The organism is Nocardia sp. NPDC049707 (assembly GCF_040674855.1).
Taxonomy (GTDB): domain Bacteria; phylum Actinomycetota; class Actinomycetes; order Mycobacteriales; family Mycobacteriaceae; genus Nocardia.
In genome coordinates this window covers 1-19,756 of record NZ_JBFANN010000075.1, presented here as the reverse complement: position 1 = coordinate 19,756, position 19,756 = coordinate 1, and the positions used below count along the sequence as shown (strand labels likewise).

At 66.0% G+C, this 19,756-nt stretch carries 20 protein-coding genes; 16 read left to right on the top strand and 4 right to left on the bottom strand.

What is annotated here, in order from left to right; all coding sequences use genetic code 11:
* The first annotated feature begins 205 nt into the window (after positions 1 to 205).
* The 14 genes from AB0J29_RS35450 (at position 206) to AB0J29_RS35385 (ending at position 12,791) form a co-directional block, all read left to right on the top strand.
* Entirely contained in the window at positions 206 to 1,333 is a 1,128-nt protein-coding gene (locus AB0J29_RS35450) for a glycosyltransferase family 4 protein (protein ID WP_364795271.1), read from the top strand.
* 205 nt (positions 1,334 to 1,538) lie between these two features.
* Positions 1,539 to 1,928 carry a polyketide cyclase / dehydrase and lipid transport gene (locus tag AB0J29_RS35445; protein ID WP_364795270.1) on the top strand — a complete coding sequence of 130 codons (390 nt, stop codon included), beginning with the start codon at positions 1,539 to 1,541 and terminating at the stop codon, positions 1,926 to 1,928.
* A 46-nt stretch (positions 1,929 to 1,974) separates the two neighbouring features.
* A complete protein-coding gene (locus tag AB0J29_RS35440) occupies positions 1,975 to 2,412 on the top strand; it encodes an SRPBCC family protein (RefSeq protein WP_364795269.1) in 438 nt (145 codons plus the stop codon).
* Positions 2,409 to 3,704, top strand: coding sequence for an ArsA family ATPase (locus AB0J29_RS35435; RefSeq protein WP_364795274.1), 1,296 nt, complete (start codon positions 2,409 to 2,411; stop codon positions 3,702 to 3,704). Before AB0J29_RS35440 ends, AB0J29_RS35435 begins: the two co-directional genes overlap by 4 nt.
* Positions 3,701 to 4,162, top strand: a complete 462-nt coding sequence (locus AB0J29_RS35430) for a hypothetical protein (protein ID WP_364795266.1) — start codon at positions 3,701 to 3,703, stop codon at positions 4,160 to 4,162. Before AB0J29_RS35435 ends, AB0J29_RS35430 begins: the two co-directional genes overlap by 4 nt.
* Positions 4,159 to 5,172 (top strand): ROK family protein, encoded by a 1,014-nt coding sequence (locus tag AB0J29_RS35425; RefSeq protein WP_364504741.1) that lies wholly within the window; start codon positions 4,159 to 4,161, stop codon positions 5,170 to 5,172. The genes AB0J29_RS35430 and AB0J29_RS35425 overlap by 4 nt, the downstream gene beginning before the upstream one ends.
* Positions 5,173 to 5,331: 159 nt before the next feature.
* Positions 5,332 to 6,057: a lysophospholipid acyltransferase family protein gene (locus AB0J29_RS35420; protein ID WP_364795263.1), complete on the top strand. Its 726-nt coding sequence runs from the start codon at positions 5,332 to 5,334 to the stop codon at positions 6,055 to 6,057.
* Positions 6,058 to 6,159: 102 nt separating this feature from the next.
* Positions 6,160 to 6,849 (top strand): phosphoribosylanthranilate isomerase, encoded by a 690-nt coding sequence (locus AB0J29_RS35415; protein ID WP_364795260.1) that lies wholly within the window; start codon positions 6,160 to 6,162, stop codon positions 6,847 to 6,849.
* A 218-nt stretch (positions 6,850 to 7,067) separates the two neighbouring features.
* Positions 7,068 to 7,961 carry a hypothetical protein gene (locus AB0J29_RS35410; RefSeq protein ID WP_364795257.1) on the top strand — a complete coding sequence of 298 codons (894 nt, stop codon included), beginning with the start codon at positions 7,068 to 7,070 and terminating at the stop codon, positions 7,959 to 7,961.
* Positions 7,962 to 8,178: 217 nt separating this feature from the next.
* Complete coding sequence (locus tag AB0J29_RS35405; RefSeq protein WP_364795254.1) at positions 8,179 to 9,801, top strand: cytochrome bc complex cytochrome b subunit; 1,623 nt, start codon at positions 8,179 to 8,181, stop codon at positions 9,799 to 9,801.
* Positions 9,798 to 10,025 (top strand): hypothetical protein, encoded by a 228-nt coding sequence (locus tag AB0J29_RS35400; RefSeq protein ID WP_364795251.1) that lies wholly within the window; start codon positions 9,798 to 9,800, stop codon positions 10,023 to 10,025. The genes AB0J29_RS35405 and AB0J29_RS35400 overlap by 4 nt, the downstream gene beginning before the upstream one ends.
* A 133-nt stretch (positions 10,026 to 10,158) precedes the next feature.
* The gene (locus AB0J29_RS35395; protein ID WP_364795249.1) at positions 10,159 to 10,476 is read left to right on the top strand and encodes a hypothetical protein; all 318 of its coding nucleotides are present in this window, start codon (positions 10,159 to 10,161) and stop codon (positions 10,474 to 10,476) included.
* A gap of 52 nt (positions 10,477 to 10,528) precedes the next feature.
* On the top strand, positions 10,529 to 11,806 hold the full coding sequence (locus AB0J29_RS35390; RefSeq protein ID WP_364795246.1) for an FAD-binding oxidoreductase: 1,278 nt from the start codon (positions 10,529 to 10,531) through the stop codon (positions 11,804 to 11,806).
* Between the two features lie 148 nt (positions 11,807 to 11,954).
* Entirely contained in the window at positions 11,955 to 12,791 is an 837-nt protein-coding gene (locus AB0J29_RS35385; protein WP_364795243.1) for an SDR family NAD(P)-dependent oxidoreductase, read from the top strand.
* An 85-nt stretch (positions 12,792 to 12,876) separates the two neighbouring features.
* On the opposite strand, the gene AB0J29_RS35380 is transcribed toward AB0J29_RS35385, so the two are convergent.
* Together AB0J29_RS35380 and AB0J29_RS35375 are read right to left on the bottom strand one after the other, a co-directional pair.
* Entirely contained in the window at positions 12,877 to 13,293 is a 417-nt protein-coding gene (locus AB0J29_RS35380; RefSeq protein WP_364795242.1) for a cytochrome c oxidase subunit 4, read from the bottom strand.
* A 13-nt stretch (positions 13,294 to 13,306) separates the two neighbouring features.
* Positions 13,307 to 14,293 (bottom strand): cytochrome c oxidase subunit II, encoded by a 987-nt coding sequence (locus tag AB0J29_RS35375; protein ID WP_364795239.1) that lies wholly within the window; start codon positions 14,291 to 14,293, stop codon positions 13,307 to 13,309.
* A 600-nt stretch (positions 14,294 to 14,893) separates the two neighbouring features.
* On the opposite strand from AB0J29_RS35375, the gene asnB reads away from it, so the two are divergent.
* Positions 14,894 to 16,837, top strand: coding sequence for an asparagine synthase (glutamine-hydrolyzing) (gene asnB, locus AB0J29_RS35370; protein WP_364795237.1), 1,944 nt, complete (start codon positions 14,894 to 14,896; stop codon positions 16,835 to 16,837).
* A 261-nt stretch (positions 16,838 to 17,098) separates the two neighbouring features.
* Here asnB and AB0J29_RS35365 read toward each other — a convergent pair whose 3' ends face one another.
* Entirely contained in the window at positions 17,099 to 18,067 is a 969-nt protein-coding gene (locus AB0J29_RS35365) for a carbohydrate kinase family protein (RefSeq protein WP_364795235.1), read from the bottom strand.
* Between the two features lie 333 nt (positions 18,068 to 18,400).
* Positions 18,401 to 18,751 (bottom strand): iron-sulfur cluster assembly accessory protein, encoded by a 351-nt coding sequence (locus AB0J29_RS35360; RefSeq protein WP_364795233.1) that lies wholly within the window; start codon positions 18,749 to 18,751, stop codon positions 18,401 to 18,403.
* A gap of 173 nt (positions 18,752 to 18,924) precedes the next feature.
* Here AB0J29_RS35360 and AB0J29_RS35355 point away from each other — a divergent pair, with 173 nt between their 5' ends.
* Complete coding sequence (locus AB0J29_RS35355; RefSeq protein ID WP_364795231.1) at positions 18,925 to 19,614, top strand: DUF3043 domain-containing protein; 690 nt, start codon at positions 18,925 to 18,927, stop codon at positions 19,612 to 19,614.
* Positions 19,615 to 19,756: the final 142 nt, after the last annotated feature.

Below are 19,756 nucleotides of genomic sequence, written 5' to 3'. Positions count from 1 at the left end.
GTCGTCGAAGCGCATGCGACGAAGTCGCGAGTCTCGACGGCTCGGACGCGAGACAGAAGGGGGCCGCGAACACGCCGCGCCCGCGCGGCCACAAATACAGCATGCGACGAAGTCGCGAGTCTCGACGGCTCGGACGCGAGACAGAAGGGGGCCGCGAACACGCCGCGCCGCAGGCGCGGCAAATTAAACACAGTAGTTTGTTCGCATGGCTCGAACTCTGCTGGTTACCAATGATTTCCCGCCGCGGCCGGGCGGTATCCAGTCGTATCTGGAGGCGTTGGCCGGTGAGCTGCCGCCCGATGATCTGGTCGTCTATGCCCCGCGGTGGCGTGGCGACAGTCATCTGAAATTCGATGCCAAGCAGAAGTTCCAGGTGGTGCGCCACCCGACCACGCTGATGCTGCCCACCCCGCTGGTATTGCGGCGGGCGGTGCGCCTGCTGCGCAGCGAGAACTGCGACACGGTGTGGTTCGGTGCGGCGGCGCCGCTGGCACTGCTGTCGCCGATGCTGCGGCGCGCGGGCGCCACCCGGATTCTGGCCAGTACCCACGGCCACGAGGTCGGCTGGTCCATGCTGCCGGGTGCACGGCAGGCACTGCGCGTGATCGGCGAAAACACCGATGTCGTCACCTATGTGAGCCGCTATACGCGCGGCCGGTTCGCCTCGGCGTTCGGGCCGAATGCCGCGCTCGAATATCTGCCGCCCGGGGTCGATACCGAGGTGTTCCGGCCGGATCCGGCCGCGCGTGCGGAATTGCGCGAACGCTACGGCCTCGGCGATCGCCCGACCATCCTGTGCCTGTCGCGGCTGGTTCCGCGCAAGGGGCAGGACGCGTTGATCGTCGCCATGCTCGAGATCCGCGCGCGGATTCCCGGTGCGGTGCTGGTGGTTGCGGGCGGTGGCCCGTACGAGGACAAGTTGCACGGGCTCGCAGCGGCCCTCGGTCTCACCGATGACGTGGTCTTCACCGGCCGAGTCCCGTCCAGCGAACTGGCGGCCCACCACACCCTGGCCGATGTGTTCGCCATGCCGAGCCGCACCCGTGGGGCCGGACTCGATGTCGAAGGTCTCGGCATCGTGTACCTGGAGGCATCGGCGTCCGGAGTGCCGGTGGTCGCCGGACGTTCGGGCGGTGCGCCGGAAACCGTGCTCGAGGGCAAGACCGGCCGCGTCGTCGACGGACGCAAGACCACCGAGATCGCCGACGCCATTGTCGACATCCTGTCCGATCGCGATGCCGCCGCCGAAATGGGCGCGACAGGACGCGCGTGGGCCGAGGAGCAGTGGCGCTGGGACAGTCTGGGCGCTCGGCTACGTCAGCTGCTGCAATAAGGCGACGGCGGCTCACAGTTCGGGGGTGTGATCTACTACGCTCGGGCTGTGAGTGAGCGCCAGCGAATGAACCAACGGCACAGCGCGCCATTGCGCACGGCGGAGCCGAGCGTCAGCGAGGCGCAGCCGTGAGCGAGCGGAGCGAGCGAACCATGTGCCAGCGCGCTCTGCGCACGGCGGAGCCGAGCGTCAGCGAGGCGCAGCCGTGAGCAGTATTCAGGTCGCTGATCAGACGTTCGTCGCCGCCCCCGGGGCCGCGGTCGCCGAGATCCTGGTCGGGGAGAACAACTGGCGCCGCTGGTGGCCCGATCTGACCCTCGGTGTCCGGGAAGACCGGGCCGACAAGGGTATTCGCTGGTCGGTCACCGGTGCGCTGACCGGAACCATGGAAGTATGGCTGGAGCCCGCACTGGACGGGGTGATCCTGCACTACTTCCTGCACGCCGAACCGCAGGCGCCGACCCGGGATCTCGCCGCCGCCAATCGGGCGCGCCGGGTCGCGGGCAAGAATATGTCGTTCGAGATCAAGGCCAGGCTGGAGGCGGGCCGCGCGGCCGGTGTCGCACCGGCACACGCCGCCCCGACCGCCCGCTGACGCACACGAGCGTAGGCACAGCAGCTGAAAGGAATCGTTGTCCGCCATGGCCGACAGGACCCAGAGGTCGATCATCATCGACGCACCGTCGCAGCGGGTGATGTCCGTCATCGCCGATCTGGAGTCCTACCCGGAGTGGGTCTCGGCGGCGAAAACCGTTGAGGTGCTGGAGAAGGGCGCCGGCGGCCGAGCCAGGACCGCGCGCTTCGTCCTGGACGCCGGTGTCGTCAAGGACACCTACGTGCTGTCCTACACCTGGCGGCCCGACGATAAATCGGTCAGCTGGACGCTGATCAGCGGCGAACTGCAGAAGGCGCAGGACGGCACCTACGAACTCATCGACCGGCCCGACGGCACCACCGAGGTGACCTATGAGCTGACCGTCGACCTGAATATCCCGATGATCGGCATGTTCAAGCGCAAGGCCGAGAAGGTGATCACCGATACCGCGCTCAAGGAACTGAAGAAACGGGTCGAAGGCTGATCGCGCACAAGCCCGAGGCAGCCGGGACTCGGGTCGAACTATTCATCGGCAAAGGCGGGGTCGGCAAAACGACATTGGCCTGCGCTACCGCCATGGCTTATGCCCGGACAGGACAGCGGGTGCTGGTGGCCTCGCTGGATCAGGCGCATTCGCTCGGCGACGCGCTCGGCTTCCGTTTTCCGCACGATCCCGGCACCGTGCCCGGGATCGCGAGCGTGCAGACCGGACTCGATGTGATCGAGATCGATTCTCTTGCGCTGCTGGAGGATCGGTTCCGCGAGGTGGTGCGGGTGCTCGCGACCGGAACCGACCACGATCACGGCATCGATCCGACCGCACTGGATCCGGCGGAGCTGACCGGACTGCCCGGTGTGCAGGAACTGCTGATGCTGGTGGAGATCGCCCAGTTCGCCGCCGAGGACGACTGGGATGTGATCGTGGTGGATTGCCCGCCCTCGGCGGATATGTTGCGCATCATCTCCGCGCCGGAAACCCTGCTCGGATATGTGGAGCGGATGTGGCCGCCGCACGCGCGGGCGATGAGTGCGGTCGGCACCGACCTGCGGCGCGCGGTGCTGGCCACCACGGTGGAGCGGATCGTCGAGGCTGTGACCGAAGTGCGCGATCTGCTCGCCGATCACGGCCGCACCGGTGCGCGGCTGATCACCGTCGCCGAACAGGTCGCCATCGCCGAATCGGAGCGGGTGCGTTCGGCGGCGGCGCTGCTCGGTCTGCGGTTGGACGCGGTGGTGGTGAACAAGGTGCTGCCCGCCGTGCCCCCGCCGACCGCACTCGAGGTGGCCTCCCATCCCGCGGTGCAGTGGTATCTGAATCGCCGCGCCGAACAATTGGATGTGGTGAACCGGCTGCAACGGGGTATGAACGGGATACAGGTGCTGATCGCGCAGCACACCGGGCCCGAACCGGTTGGACTCACGTCGCTGTCCGCGCTGTCGTATGCGATGGACCCGGATGCGCGGTTGGATGCCGAGTCCACACCGAGCGACAATCCGGCGGTGGTTCGCACAGGTTCCGGCGAGCCGGTGGTTCGATTGGAATCAGGCACCGGTCTGCATTCGGTGTACGCATTGCGGATGCACGTGCCCGTCGTCGATCCGGCGACGCTGCGACTGGGACGAGTGGAGGACGATTTGATCGTGGGAGCGGACGGGGTCCGACGCCGGGTGCGCTTGGCGCCGGTATTGCGGCGGTGCACGGTCGATGGCGCCGAACTCGATGATGGCTATTTGATCGTGCGTTTCCACCCGGACCCGGAAGTGTGGCCGGTATGACCGAATCGAACGGCCGGCCCGGCGCCGCCGAGCCCGGTGACGGTCTCGGTGAACTCGCCGCGGAATTGCGGCTGCTGGCCGAGGCGGTGCTCGAACGGGTCGAACCCGTGCTGCGCCGCGCCGCCGACGGACAACCGGACTGGTCGAGTTGCAGTTGGTGCCCGGTCTGCGCGGCCGCGGCACTGGTGCGCGGTGAGCATCACGATGTGCTCGCGGCGGTGGCCGATCACGGGACCGCGATCGTCACGGTGTTGCGCGAGGCGCTGGCCGGGGTGCCGGTCGATCCTGTGATGCCCGAAGACGGTGTCCCGCACGATCATTCGGTCGCCACCCAACCGCGCGACGATGCGCCCGACACGGAATCCACACCCGCCGACGCGGATACCCGAACCCGGCGGTCGACCGTCGGGCGCAAGCGATCCCGCTACGTCGGCATTCCCGTGACGATCAAGGCATGACGGCACGGGTAGCGGATGCGCGACCGCTGACCGTCGGTATCGACGTCGGCGGCACCAATATTCGCGCATCGGTGGTCGACGGCGACGGCGAGGTGCTCGACACCGTGGTGGCGCCGACACCACATTCGGCGCGGGCGCTGGAGAATGCGCTGGACCGCGCGGTCCGGGAACTGTGCCGCCGACATCCGATCGGCGCGGTCGGCCTCGCGGTGGCGGGATTCATCAACGCCGATCGCTCGACCGTGCGCTTCGCACCGCACCTACCCTGGCAGGATGCCCCGGTCGCGGAGCGCCTCACCGAACGCCTCGAACTGCCGGTGATCCTCGAGCACGACGCCAATGCCGCCATGTGGGCCGAGTACCGATTCGGTGCGGCGGCGGGCGGGCACAATTCGGTGCTCGTCGCGATCGGAACCGGCATCGGCGCGGCGCTGCTCATCGACGGCGAACTGTATCGGGGCACACACGGTGTCGCGCCGGAGCTGGGCCATCTGCAGGTGGTGCCGCAGGGCCGGTCCTGTCCGTGCGGCAAGCGCGGCTGCTGGGAAAGGTATTGCAGCGGAACGGCTCTGGTCGATACCGCGATCGAAATGCTGGCCACCGATCCGGTGCATTCGACGGTGCTTGCGCGTGAGGTGCTGCGTGATCCCGGTTCGCTGACCGGACGGCGGGTGGCCGGGGCCGCCCAGGACGGCGACCCGTTGGCCGTGGCGGTCATGGCCGATTTCGCCCGCTGGCTCGGGCTCGGGCTGGCCTTCGTCAGCGATATCTTCGATCCCGGGCTGATCGTGATCGCCGGTGGCGTAAGCAGTTCGGCGCCGCTGTTCCTGGACGAGGCACGCGAGGAATACGCGCGGGGGATCACCGGTGCCGGGCATCGGCCACTCGCCCGGATTCGGACCACACAGCTCGGTGAGGCGGCCGGGATGATCGGTGCGGCGGAGCTCGCCAGGGCCACCCTCGCCGAGACCGGTCGTGGTCGTTCCTGGGTGGCTCGTTCCACCCACTGAGTTCACCCCGTCGCTCGCGCCGTGGGCGGTCGGTTATCAGTACTCGAGAACATGTGGTGAGATACACCGCTCCGCTTGGATGTGATCTGTACCCAGCGGTAAAGTCGGCAACTGACGGTTGTATCCGTAAACGATCCCGGCCGCGGGGGTTAGGACGCCATGCTCTACTGGATGCTGAAGTACCTGTTCCCAGGACCGTTCATGCACCTCTACAACCGTCCGACGGTCGAAGGCGTGGAGCACATCCCCGCCGACGGACCGGCCATCGTGGCCGGGAACCATCTGTCCTTCTCGGACTGGTTGTTCGCGCCCCTGATGAGCCCGCGTCGCATCAGCTATCTCGCCAAGGCCGAGTACTTCACCACCCCGGGCTTCAAGGGACGGCTGCAGAAGTTCTTCTTCACCGCCACCGGCCAGTACCCGATCGACCGCAGCGGCGCCGACGCGGCCGAGGACGCACTCAATGCCGCACGCAAGCTGCTCGACAAGGGGCACCTCGTCGGCCTTTACCCGGAGGGCACCCGCTCCCCCGACGGTCGCCTGTACAAGGGGAAGACCGGCCTGGCTCGCCTCGCGCTCGAAACCGGCGTTCCCGTCATCCCGGTCGCTGTCATCGGCACCTTCGAGGTCTGCCCGCCCGGCCCGTTCCGCTGGCGCCGCCACAAGGTCACCGTCAAATTCGGCGCACCCATCGACTTCTCCCGCTACGAAGGCATGGGCGGCAACCGGTTCGTCGAACGCGCCGTCACCGATGAGGTCATGTACGAACTCATGCAACTCGGCGGCCAAGAGTACGTCGACGTCTATGCCTCCAGCCTGAAGAAGGGCGTCCCCAGCGGCTCCGCCCCCGAAGCCCCCCGCATCCCGGAAACAGCCGCCAGCTAGGCCGCCCCACCTCCACGAGCCCGGTGCCAACCGCACCGGGCTCGTTCGGTTTCCGGTAATGCCATAGCGCGGCGCGCAGCACCGCACGGATATCGTCGAGTCGTGACGGTGCGCGCAAAGATTTGCGGGATCAGGTCCGAAGACGATCTGCGGATCGCGCTTGCCGCCGGGGCCGACGCCATCGGATTCATCTCCGGGATCACCCATTTCAGCGAAGATGCCCTCGACGCCGAGCACGCGGCGGCGCTGTCGCGGCTCGCTCCGCCTTTCGTCACCCGGGTCCTGGTCACCCACCTGGAGGACGCGGCCACGATCGTGGATCTGGCCGACCGAGTCGGTGTGGATGCCATCCAGGTCCACGGGCTCGTCACCATCGACACCGTTCGTGAAGTCCGAAGGACCGCGGGTGGCCGGAAGGTCATCAAGGCGGTGCATGTCACCGGACCGGAGGCCGTCGAGATCGCACGTCAGGCCGCCGCGGACTGTGATGCGGTACTTCTCGATTCGCGCACCGCGGACCGATTGGGCGGTACCGGACGCGCCCACGACTGGTCGGTCAGTGCGGCCGTCGTGACAGCGCTACACGATCTGGGCTGCCCGGTCATCCTCGCCGGTGGCCTCGGTTCGGATAATGTCGCCGATGCCATCGCACGGGTACGTCCGTTCGCGGTGGACGTCAATAGTGGAGTCGAAACAGCCAGCGGGAATAAACATCCCGACGCGTGTGCGGCGTTCGTGACCACGGCGCACCGGACGCCCGTGTCATTCGCACCTCGAGTCCCGGCGCCATGAGCAACCAGTGCTCCGCGCGCAGCGTCACGGCGCTGACATGGCTACCTGAGCCGGCCGAGCCGCGAGCCCGTGGCATCTCGCGGGTGGGCGATCTCGCCCAACATCCGGGTGCGGGTCGCGCCGGCGAGGCACAATCACAGGGTACGTGTTCCGGGTGTGGCAACTGCCGGGTTCTTGGTGAAAGCTGGTGCACCGCAAGATGAGCGAGGGGGGTCACGGTGTCGGAGGTAGAGCCGGATCTGTTGTTGTCTCTCGCGGTGGTGGCGGCACATCAGCTGGGATATTCGTGTCGGGTGGCGGCAGCCGACGACGTGGTGTTGTCCGGGCCCGCGGGGGATGTGATGGTCGGGCTGACGAATCTGCGGCGGATGGCCGCAGATGAACCGCCGGATCAGTGGCCGGCATTGGTGGCGGATTATCTGAGTACCGGGCTGGTCGATCTGGAGGTCGCCAGCGATCCGCTCGATACCGGTGACTTTGCGATGGTGCAGGGGCTCATCAGGACTCGGCTCTATTCCGAACACGGCGGTGCGCCGGATGTGGTGCGTCGCCAGGTCGCACCGGGCCTGATCCAACGGGTGCTGATCGATCAGGTGCACACCATGGCTCCGGTCACCTACGCGATGTTGCGGCAGTGGCCGATCGACGAATGCGACCTGTTCGCCCTCGCCGAGCAGAACACCCGCGGCGATGGTCCGCTGGACGTGCTCACCCATCGGATCGATCCGCCCAACCGGATCGATATGCCCAGCGCCAACGGTGTCGAAATCACCATGCTGTGCGGTATCTCCGACTACATCACCGCGCATGCGTGCTGGCTCGACAAGTATCCGGTGATCGGACCGGCCGGTGCGGTATTCGTGGTGCCGTCCCAGCGCCATATCTACGCACATCCGGTGGCGGATCTCGAAGTCGTCCAGGCGACCACACTATTGGCCCAGGTCGCGGTGCTCGATTACACGCAGCGCCCGTGGCCGGTCAGCCAGGATGTCTATTGGTGGCACGGTGGCACCATCGAGCTGGCCGCCGCCACCCAGCACACCGGCGACACGCTCCGCATCTACCCATCGGACGACTTCCTCACCGCATTGAACGAACTCCCCCAACCCTGACGAGATCTCCGTCACATCGCCGTGCCAGCAGGGCTCGAGTTCAGGGCATTCGCCCGATAGCCCCGCGTCCAGCAAGTACCTCTCGCATCCAAGCCGTCACGTTTTGGACCGCTCGCGCGTCTTATGCGTAGCCGGCTTCCGATCGAGAAGGAGATGACATGCCTGTGCTGTTCATGTGTTACGAGGTGGGCCTACTCGGCTCCGACGGGATCGGGCGATGAGCTCGAACGCGGCGCACCATGCAAACGCCGTGGACGAGCGGTACCGCGCCGCGGCCTTCGTGAAACGTTCGATCAATAAGGTCTTTCCGACACACTGGGCCTTCCTGCTCGGCGAAATCGCCTTGTACAGCTTCATCATTCTGCTGATCTCGGGCATCTACCTGACGCTGTTCTTCGATCCATCGATGACCGAAGTGGTCTACGACGGTGCGTATCAACCGCTGCGCGGTATGCACATGTCGGCGGCCTATGCCAGCTCCCTCGATATTTCGTTCGAGGTGCGCGGCGGTCTGTTCGTCCGGCAGGTACATCATTGGGCCGCACTGATGTTCCTGGCCGCGATCATCGTGCATTGCCTGCGGATCTTCTTCACCGGCGCGTTCCGCAAACCGCGCGAGGCGAATTGGGTGATCGGCTCGACGTTGTTGGTCCTGGCCATGTTCGAGGGCTACTTCGGCTACAGCCTGCCCGATGATCTGCTGTCGGGCACCGGACTGCGGTCACCGCTCGGCGGCATCACGATGAGCATCCCGATCGTCGGAACCTGGATCCACTTTGCCCTTTTCGGCGGCGAATTTCCGGGCGAGGTACTGATTCCGCGTCTGTTCATCACGCATGTGCTGCTGTTCCCCGGCATCATGCTCGCGCTGATCGCCGCGCATATCGCGCTGGTCTGGTATCAGAAACATACGCAATTCCCTGGGCCGGGTCGGACCGAGCGCAATGTCGTCGGTGCGCGTATTGTGCCGGTCTTCGCCGCGGACCAGGGGGCGTTCTTCATGTTCACCCTCGCCACGGTGGCGATCATGGGCGGTGTCTTCCAGATCAATCCGATCTGGAATCTCGGGCCCTACAACCCGGCCCAGGTGTCGGCGGGTTCACAGCCGGACTTCTACATGATGTGGACCGACGGCCTGGCCCGGCTCATGCCGCCGTGGGAGATATACCTCGGCAACTACACCATTCCGGCGGCATTCTGGGTGGCCGTGGTGATGGGGATTGTCCTGGTGATCCTGCCCGCCTACCCGTGGATCGAGAAGCGGCTCACCAAGGATTACGCGGCGCACAATCTCTTGCAGCGGCCGCGAGATGTGCCGGTGCGCACCGGAATCGGCGCGATGGCGATCACCTTCTACGTGGTGCTGACGCTCAGTTGCGTCAACGACATCATCGCGTTGAAGTTCGACATCTCGCTCAATGCCACCACCTGGATGGGCCGCATCGGTCTGTTGATCGCGCCGCCGATCGCGTACTTCATCACCTATCGGTTCTGCCTGGGTCTGCAGCGCAGTGACCGGGCGGTGCTGGAGCACGGCATCGAAACCGGCATAATCAAGCGACTGCCGCACGGTGAGTACATCGAGGTGCACCAGTCGCTCGGACCGGTCGACGAGGACGGCCATCCGGTGCCTCTGGCCTACCAGGGCGCTGCGATCCCGAAGAAGATGAACAAACTCGGTTCGGCGGGCAAACCGGGCACCGGCAGCTTCTTGCGACCCGATAGCATTGCGGAATCCGAGCGACACTTCGAGATCGAGCATGCCGAGGAGCGCAAACAGCTCGCCGTGCTGCAGCGGTACCAGGACCGAGTCTCCGACGGCGAAAGGCACACCCCATGATGCGGCCGACGCGCTCGCATGAGCCGGCTACCGAGGACTACGGCCTGCTCGTCGCGGCCGCGACGGTGGCCACCGAAACCACCGCCCGCACGGTCCGCGACCTGCTGCGTGACAATGGGATCCGCGCCACCATCGGCTCGGCCCGTCCGACCCGCCACCGCGTATTGGTCTTCCCGGAAGACGCGGCCCGCGCATTCGAAATCCTCTGTGACAACACCCACTGAGTAGACGACCAGAAGGCCCCGAACCGCCCCCGGTTCGGGGCCTTCGGCCACTCGACATCCCGGTCGGCCCCGGAACGATCGCCGAAGTGCCACGCTGTTGAGCAGACAGTTCCGAGCGGTATGGGAGCGAATCATGAGTTTTCCGAAGATTCCGGCCGGGACCCGAGGATCCCGACCGCCCGCACCCCATCCGGTGGACACCCGCACGACTTGCGCCTGGCAGGCCTTCGACGAGTGGATGCCGTTGGAGCCCAAGGAGACGGTGGACGCCCGCCGCTACCACAAGATCTCCTACGGTCCGCCGTCCACTCGACGGCACCGTCGGCTGGGCAGCTTCCACCATTTCGGTGCGATGCTGATCGATGGCAAGCCAACGGAACTGACGGTCGATCTGTGCGATTCGACCGGATCCGTCCTGTTCGGCCAGCGGCTCACGCCGCCGGTCCGGTAACCGACAAGATCGAACGAGCATCGGAGCCCGCGCTGTGGTTAGCTTTCGATCCATGAGCACGCCGCACACTTTCGCCGCCGAAGAATATCTACCTCGTGACACCGCGGATGTCGTTCGTACGGTGCGGAATTCACGCGGCCGCGCACGGAACCTCACGGTGCGTGGCGGCGAACCGATCGACGATGGTCTGTCGTTACCGGATCCGCGCACGGTGGTCTCGCTGCGCAAGATGAATGCGGTGCTCGATATCAATCTCGGCAGGCACACCGTGCGCGTGCAGGCGGGCGCCAAACTCTCCGATATCGATCGTCGCCTCGGCGCGCACGGGCTCGGTCTGCCGATCATCGGCGACCACCGCGATATCACCGCGGGCGGTTTCGCATCGGTCGGCGGTGTCAGCACGGCATCGCACAAGTACGGCATGTTCATCGATCAGATCGTTGACCTGGAGTACGTCGATACGGACGGACGCATCGGCACCTGCGGCCGCGACCACCACACCGAGCGCTTCCACCGGATCCTCGGCGCGGGCGGGCGCGCGGGCATCATCACCGCGCTCACCCTCGATGTGCGGGATATCGATAAGGACCACACCTGGCTCACCACCGACGCCGACCGCTTCCTGGACTTCGACTCCTTCGTCGAACACGCCTACGCCGAAATCGCCCGGCCGGGCAATGCTGCACTGCAGGTTGGTCGTTGGGTCGATACCGCGCCGCTGAAGGTGTCGCGTCCGGTCGGCACCGGCCATGTGCAGTTGGGCACCGTGCGATTCGGTCAGTGGTCGAGCCTGTACCCCACCACGCCCACCCGCTCGCTGCGTGCGCGCCGTGAGGTCGGCACCAAGACCAGGAAGTCATTGGGCGTCATCGCCTCTGCCGCGGGCGGCCGGGCGGGCGCACCGGTGCGCAATGCCGCGGCCGGCGCACTCATGTTCGCCCCGAAGGTGCTGACATTGCGCGATGCGGAGTATCTGGCCGATACGGTCGTCAGCTCCTCGGAGCGCGGCCCCGCGTACCGGGTCGCGATTTTCGCGCCGCTGTCGACCTACACCTCGGTTTTCTACCGACTGCACGATTTGTTCGCTGGGCACCGGGAGCGCACCGGATGCTTCACCGTCATCTCCGCGATGACCTACGGCGTGCGCTCGAAGTACCTGCGCGAGGAGGCGCAAGCGCGCGGACTCGCGGTCGAGGACCATGGACTGATCACCTTCACCTGCCGTTTGCGGCCCTCGGCGCTGCCCTCAGAACTGTTGCGCGACATCGTTACCGGAATAGATGAGATCTGCGCATCCGAACACGCCCTGCGGTACGACTCCGCGGATTAGACTATTTCGCGCCGCATGTAGTCGCCAGCAAATAGCTTCACCGTCCATCCGGCGGTTCGGCTATGCGTTGGCGGCCGCGGTCGACTTCGGCACTGTCGGCGGGGTGTCGATGCGTTGGTTCAGCCCATCGACGGTGAAGGTTGCTCTGATGCTCGAGTTCCGCACTGCCCCACCCCATTTGCCGGATCGTAAACGTCAGCGGCCCGAATCCATCGAGGGATTACACATTCTCGTGACGGATGCGTGTTCCGAGATCGGTCGCGCCACCGCCACGCTGCTCGCCGAGCAGGGCGCACAGTTATTGTTGGTCGCCCGGCGCGGGGATCAACTCGTCGCCACCTGCAATCAGATCGTCGCCGCGGGTGGTACGGCGAACTGGTTCCGCTGCGATATATCCGCACTCAGCGATGTCGATCAGCTGGTCGAGTGGGTGCTCAGCGATTTCGGCCGCGTCGACGTACTGATCAACAATGCGGGCCGTCCGCTGCGCCGACCCGTCTCGCAATCGCTGGACCGCTTTCGCGACTACCAGCGCATGATGGCAACCAACTACTTCGGTCCGCTGCGCCTGACGCTCGGCCTGCTGCCCGCCATGCTGGAATCCGGCTCCGGCCAGGTGATCAATGTCGGCCCGTGGAGTCTGAAGACCGGCGCCACAGCGAATTTCGCCTCCTACGCCAGCTCCCAGGCTGCCTGGACCACGTTCGGTCAATGCGCGGACGCCGAACTCGCACCGCGCGGCATCCAGGTCACCGCCGTCCAATATCCGGCCGTCCAACCGGATACCGGCACCATCGCGCACTACGTCACCGAACCCGCGCTGGAACCGACCGAGGCCGCCCGCCTGATCGAAACGGCCATCCGCACCCGCCCGGCCCGGCTCGAGCCCCGCTTCGGGCGCACCCTGCGCGGACTGGCCTGTGTCGCACCGCGCTCCACCAACCGCATCCTCTCCCGCCTCGCCCGGGTAGACATGTCGGTGTGAACCTCGAAGGCTTCTCAGGCGGCCCCCCGAAACGCCGCAGCGCTCCACCGGATTCCGGTGGAGCGCTGCGGAAAGAGCTCTTCGCTCAGTGCTTTTCGGGGCCCAGGTAGTACTCGAAGACCAGGCCCGCGGACGCACCGAGGACGCAGACCACACCGATGCCGATCAGCCAGAACTGGAAGAACGCCAGGCCGAGTGCGGTGACGGAGCCCGCGGCGGCCAGGGTGATGGGCCAGAAGCTGCCGGGCGAGAAGAAGCCCAGATCGCCTGCGCCGTCCACGATCTCGGCATCCTCGTAGTCCTCCGGACGCAGGTCGAGGCGACGTGCCACGAAACGGAAGTAGGTGCCGACGATCAGCGACAGACCGGCGCTCAGCACAATCGCCGTGGTGCCCGCCCACTCGACGCCGGTCCGCGACTGGCCGGTGAAGTAGCCGTACACAACCGCCACGACGATGAAGAACACCGTGAGCAGTTCGAAAATCCGCGCTTCGATCTTCATATCAGATCAGTCCTCACTTGCTCTCTGCCGCGGACGCGCTCTTGACATCGCGCTTGGTGTTGAACGGCTTGGTGGAGGTCGCGACCGGGGATTCACCGATGGACTCGAGCGCCTCGGCGTTGGTCTTACCCGCCTTGCGCGCATCGATGTACTTGGTGAACTTCTCCGGCGATACCGCGCGGACCTCGAAGTTCATCATCGAGTGGAAGGTGCCGCACATCTCGGCGCAGCGGCCGACGAACGCGCCTTCCTTCTCGATCTTGGTGATCTGGAAGACGTTATCCGAATGGTTTTCCTTCGGGTTCGGCATCACGTCGCGCTTGAACAGGAACTCCGGCACCCAGAAGGAGTGCACCACATCGGCGGCGGCCAGCTGGAATTCGATGATCTTGTTGGTCGGCAGCACGAGCACCGGGATCTCGGTGCTGGAGCCGACGGTCTCGACCTTGTCGTAGTGCAAGTAGGACAGGATGTCGTTCTCCGGCTTGCCGTGCACCGGGCCCGGCGCCGGGTGACCGTCCTTGGTCCGCTCCTTGTACTCCTCGAGCTGCTCCTGGTTGGCGTCCTCGCGGGCCTTATCGATGCCGTCGAAGCGGTAGCCGTCCTTGAAGTCGACATTGCGGTAGCCGAACTTCCAGTTCCACTGGAAGGCGGTCACGTCGACGGTCACATCCGGATTGTCGACCTTCTCGTGCACGTAGTTCTGCACGACCACGGTGAAGTAGAACAGCACCGCGATGATGACGAACGGCACGGCCGTGTAGGTCAGCTCCAGCGGCACGTTGTAACCGGTCTGACGCGGGAACTCCGGGGAGTCCTTCTTCTTGCGGTGGAAGGTGACGGTCCAGAAGGTCAGACCCCACACGAGCACACCCATCGCCAATGCCGCGATGATCGACCACGTCCACAGTTCCCGCATCCGGGTCGCCTGCGGCGTGACGCCCGAGGGCCAACCGAATCGCAGCCAAACATTGTCGATCGAGCAGCCCGAGACGAGCATCGCGGTGATCCCCAGGGACACCGCCAGCCCGGCCCGCCGAAGGAGGCGGCTCGGGGGATGGTTAGCCGACGAAGTCGGTGGGGCGGGTAAACACCGCCGACCCTTCACGGGGCGTGCCCCGATCTCGTCGCTCGCCTTGTGCGCCACGCTCACGCCTTCCTGGTCGCCCACATTCCGACAGTGCACCGCTCGGGTTGCGATCGCCCGACGGTGCGTCCTAAGCACGTTTCAGGGCATTCCGTCGACCGCTTGGTACGCGCGCGATCCAACTGAGAATGTCCTGAGTACTACGCAGCGTAGACCAAACCGGCGCCCTCGCTGACGTCGGGTCGCATTCGACACTCCGCCGATGCCGGGGTTGATCCGCCGCACCCGGATATCGTCGCAGTACACGGCGTGCGGCGCGACCGAATCGGGCAGGTGCGATGCAGGCGGACAGAACATTTCGGAGCACACCCGTCTGGTGCGCGCGACACACGAATCCGCCCGGTGCGGCATACTCGGACACTAGATTTCTCTTGTGCGCCCACCTATCGGGCGCAGCCACCCAATGAATCGGGCCAGTGCCCGTACCAAGTAGGAAACGAGGTTGCCGACGCCGTGTGTGGACTGCTCGGATTTCTGACATCTGATGCGGCAACCGACGACATCGTGGAGCGGGTGTACGACGCCCTGCACTGCGTACGCCATCGCGGCCCGGACGAGCGCGGTACCTGGCACGACGATCATGTGATCTACGGCTTCAATCGGCTGTCGATCATCGATATCGAGCATTCGCACCAGCCGCTGCGTTGGGGTCCGGCGGAGAACCGGGAGCGCTACGCGCTGACCTTCAATGGTGAGATCTACAACTACATCGAGATCCGCGAGGAACTCGCGAAGGCCCATGCCGAGGAGTACCCGGACGGCAAGATCTTCGAGACCGAGGGCGATAGCGAGGCGATCGTCGCGGCCTTCCACTACTGGGGTCCGGAGGCAGTGCGCAAGCTGCGCGGCATGTTCGCGTTCGCGATCTGGGATACCGAAACCGAGGAGCTGTTCCTGGCGCGCGATCCGTTCGGGATCAAGCCGCTGTTCCTGGCGACCGGCCCCGGTGGGACGGCGTTCGGCAGTGAGAAGAAGAGCTTGCTCGAACTGCTGCCCGCACTCGGGCTGTCCGATGCGCTGGATCCGCGGGCACTGGAGCACTACACGGTGCTGCAGTACGTGCCGGAGCCGGAGACGCTGCACAAGGACATCCGTCGCCTGGAATCCGGGCACTACGCGACCGTGCGGGCGGGCGAAGCGCCGCGGATCACCCGCTACTTCAACCCGCAGTTCAAGGTGCGGGCCTTCGCCCCCGGATCGGCTGCCGCCCGCTATCGCGAAATCGCCGAGGCCCTGGAGGACTCGGTCGCCAAGCATATGCGCGCGGATGTGACGGTCGGATCGTTCCTATCCGGCGGAATCGACTCCACCGCGGTCGCGGCGCTGGCCATGCGGCACAACCCGAAGCTGATCACCTTCACCACCGGCTTCGAACGCGAGGGCTACTCCGAGATCGATGTGGCCGCCGAGAGCGCGGAGGCGATCGGCGCACGGCACATCGTGAAGGTGGTCTCCCCCGCCGAATTCGCGGCCGCGATCCCCGAAATCGTCTGGTACCTAGACGATCCCGTGGCCGACCCGGCGCTGGTCCCGCTGTACTTCGTGGCCAAGGAGGCACGCAAGCACGTCAAGGTGGTGCTCTCCGGCGAGGGGGCGGACGAGCTGTTCGGCGGCTATACGATCTACCGGGAGCCGTTGTCGCTCAAGCCCTTCGAGTACCTGCCGCGCGGGGTGCGCAAGCTCGCGGGCAAACTCTCGGAGCGGATTCCGGACGGCACGCGCGGCAAGAGCCTGCTGCACCGCGGTTCACTCACCCTCGAAAAGCGCTACTACGGCAATGCGCGCAGCTTCAGCGACGCACAGCTGCGTGCGGTGCTACGCGAATTCCGGCCGGAGTGGACGCACCAGGACGTCACCGCGCCGATCTACGCGCAGTCGCGTGGCTGGGATCCGGTGGCGCGCATGCAACATCTGGACCTCTACACCTGGTTACGCGGCGACATCCTGGTCAAGGCCGACAAGGTGACCATGGCGAATTCGCTCGAACTGCGCGTGCCCTTCCTGGACTCCGAGGTGCTGAGGGTCGCCGAGCAGCTGCCCGCCGAGCAGAAGATCACCAAGGAGACCACGAAATACGCACTGCGCCAGGCACTCGAGGGCATCGTGCCACCGCATGTGCTGCACCGGGCGAAGCTGGGTTTCCCCGTCCCCCTGCGGCATTGGTTGCGCGGCACCGAATTGTACGACTGGGCGCACCTGCAGATCGCCGAATCGCAGACCGACCACCTGCTGGACAAGGGCGCGATCAAGGGCATGCTCGAAGACCACCGCGCGGGCCGCGGCGACCACAGCCGCCGCCTGTGGACCCTGCTGGTCTTCATGGTCTGGCACGGCATCTTCGTCGAGAAGCGCATCACCCCCGACATCCAGGAGCCGGTCTACCCCGTCGCCCTGTAGTCACGCGCGCCACGCACGTGTTGCACGGCATCGGATTCAGTGCGCCGCGCGATACAACGTGCGTAGCACGGGAACCAGAGTGACGCGGCACCGTCGTCTTGGTGCAATCCGAGTGTGCCGCGCACCTTTCCGCACTCCGCACACGGATTTACCTGCGAATCGGTGCACGGCGCGCTGAAACGTGCGCAGCGCGGACGGTGCGATCTGGTCAAAAGGCAACGGCCGCACCGGATGCGGTGCGGCCGTCGAGGTCGGCGTTGGTCAGAGGAAGGGTTTGATTTCGGCGGCGGCTTCGGGGCCGTAGGCGCTGGTGAGGCGTTCGAGGGCGCCGTCCTTGTTCAGGGTCCACTCCTGGGTGCCCATGGTCTCGAGTACGAGAACCGCGATGAGCGAACCCAATTGGGCGGAGCGCTCCAGCGAGAGGCCGACGGTGTGGCCGGTGAGGAAGCCCGCGCGGAAGGCGTCGCCGACACCGGTGGGCTCGACCTTGTTCACCTCGGGGACCACACCGACGGTCACTTCGGTGCCGTCGCGGTCGAAGATCTGCACGCCGTCCTTGCCGAGTGTGGTGACCCGGATGCCGACCTTGCGCGCGACCTCTTCCTCGCTCAGACCGGTCTTCTGCAGCAGCAGCGCCCACTCGTACTTATTGGTGAACAGGTATGCGGCGCCGTCGATCAGCTGTACGGCCTGATCACCGTCGAGGCGGGCCAGCTGCTGGGACGGATCGGCGGCGAACGGAATGCCGAGTTCGCGGCATTCGGCGGTGTGCCGCAGCATCGCCTCGGGATCGTTGGCGCCGATGAGCACCAGGTCGAGGGTGTGCTGCTCGGCGAGCTCACCGATCGAGATGTCGCGGGCCTCACTCATCGCGCCGGGGTAGAACGAGGCGATCTGGGCCATATCGTCATCGGTGGTGCAGACGAAGCGCGCGGTATGCGCCCGATCCGAGATCCTGACGGTCGAGCAGTCGACACCGTGCTTCTCCAGCCAGGCGCCGTACTCCGCGAAATCGGCGCCGACCGCGCCGACCAGCAGCGGCGTGCGGTTCAAAACGCCCATGGCGTAGGCGATATTGCCTGCGACACCGCCCTTGCGGATCTGCAGATCATCGACGAGAAAACTCACCGAAACATGGTCGAGCTGATCGGCCAGCAGCGCGTCGGCGAACCGTCCGGGGAAACGCATGAGATGGTCGGTCGCAATGGACGCGGACACGGCGATGGACACGAGGCTGAGCCCCTTCGAGTAGGCGGCAGACGACGAACGGCGCGGGATTGCGAACCCGCGCCTTCACCGTAGCTCACCCGACTCCCCGAGTGTCTTGCCGATGGCGCGTGCCCCAGGGCTTCCATCGCGGACCAGCGGTCGGGTGCCCAGTTCCGTTCTGGACGTCCCCGACGACTTACCCGTCTCCGCGCGAGACAACTTGATTTGGTGAGGACATGGATGACTCACCGGGCACGTCCAACACTCGCCGTGCACTCGGCCGCCAGCCCGCGGCGTCAGTCTCCGGGCTCTTGATGGTCGGCAAAAGGCGCGGGGAGGCGGGGAAGTGAATTATCAGTTGAAGGAGTCGCCGCAGGCGCAGGAACCCGTGGCGTTCGGGTTGTCGATCGTGAACCCCTGCTTCTCGATGGTGTCGACGAAGTCGATCGAAGCGCCCTGCACATACGGCGCGCTCATCCGGTCGACGGCCAGGGTGACACCGCCGAAGTCGACGGTCAGATCACCGTCGAGCGAACGGTCGTCGAAGAAGAGCTGGTAGCGCAGGCCGGCGCAACCGCCGGGCTGCACGGCGATGCGCAGCGCGAGGTCGTCACGACCCTCCTGGTCGAGCAGCGCCTTCGCCTTGCCAGCGGCGGCATCGGTCAGAGTCACACCGTGGGTGGTCGTCTCGTCTTGCACAGTCATGAACTCTCCTCAAGACAGCTGTGTTCAACCCGTGAACAGCGCACGGCTCGTGGTTGTCAACACCACGCAGCGGGCTGCTATTCCCCCATCTTGCCACCACCGGGCGGCGGGGCGGTGGCAACCTCCCACCGACCTCATTTCCTGCGGGGTACCGCATCGAATAGCCTGGTCGCGTGAAATTGTTCCGTCGCGGCGAGTCCAGCACCACCGACGAGAGCGCCGACCAGACGGCGGGCTCGGACGGCGGCTCGACCGCTGTCTCCACCACAAAAGCGGCCACCGCCACCGAGGGCAAAGGTCGACCGACTCCGAAACGTCGTGATGCCCAAGGCAAGCGGCGCGGTCCGGTTGCCCCGGCCCCGCTCACCGCAAAGGAGGCCCGCGCCCGGCGCAAGGCGACGCGCGGCAGCCGCAAGGACCGCAAGGACCGCAAGGACCGCAAGGCGGCCGCCGCCGAGCGTCGGCTGGCGGCTCAGGACCGGCGCGCCAGGATGCTGGCCGGTGAGGACAAGTACCTGCTGCCCCGCGATCAGGGCCCGGTGCGGGCCTTTGTACGCGATATCGTCGATGCCCGGCGCAACCTGGTCGGATTGTTCATGCCGATGGCACTGGTCTTGATCCTATCGATGTTCGTCGCACCCGCGCTGCAGACGATTGTGACGCTGGCCATGCTGGTGATGATGGTCTTCATGATCGCCGAGGGCTTCCTGCTCGGCCGAATCGTCAACGGACGGGTGCGTGAACGTTTCCCGGACAGCACCGACACCGGCTACCGGCTGGGCTGGTACGCCTTCGTCCGCGCCTCGCAGATCCGCAAATTGCGGGCACCGAAGCCGCGGGTCGGGCCCGGCGACAGTGTTTGATTGCCGCGCCTTCGGCGCGGCGGGTTCGCGGCCCCCTTCAGTCTCGCGTCCGAGCCGTCGAGACTCGCGCCTGCGGCGCATGCGCTTCGACGACCCGTTCGCGGCCCGTCTCGCGTCCGAGCTGCAGGAACTCGGACTGACC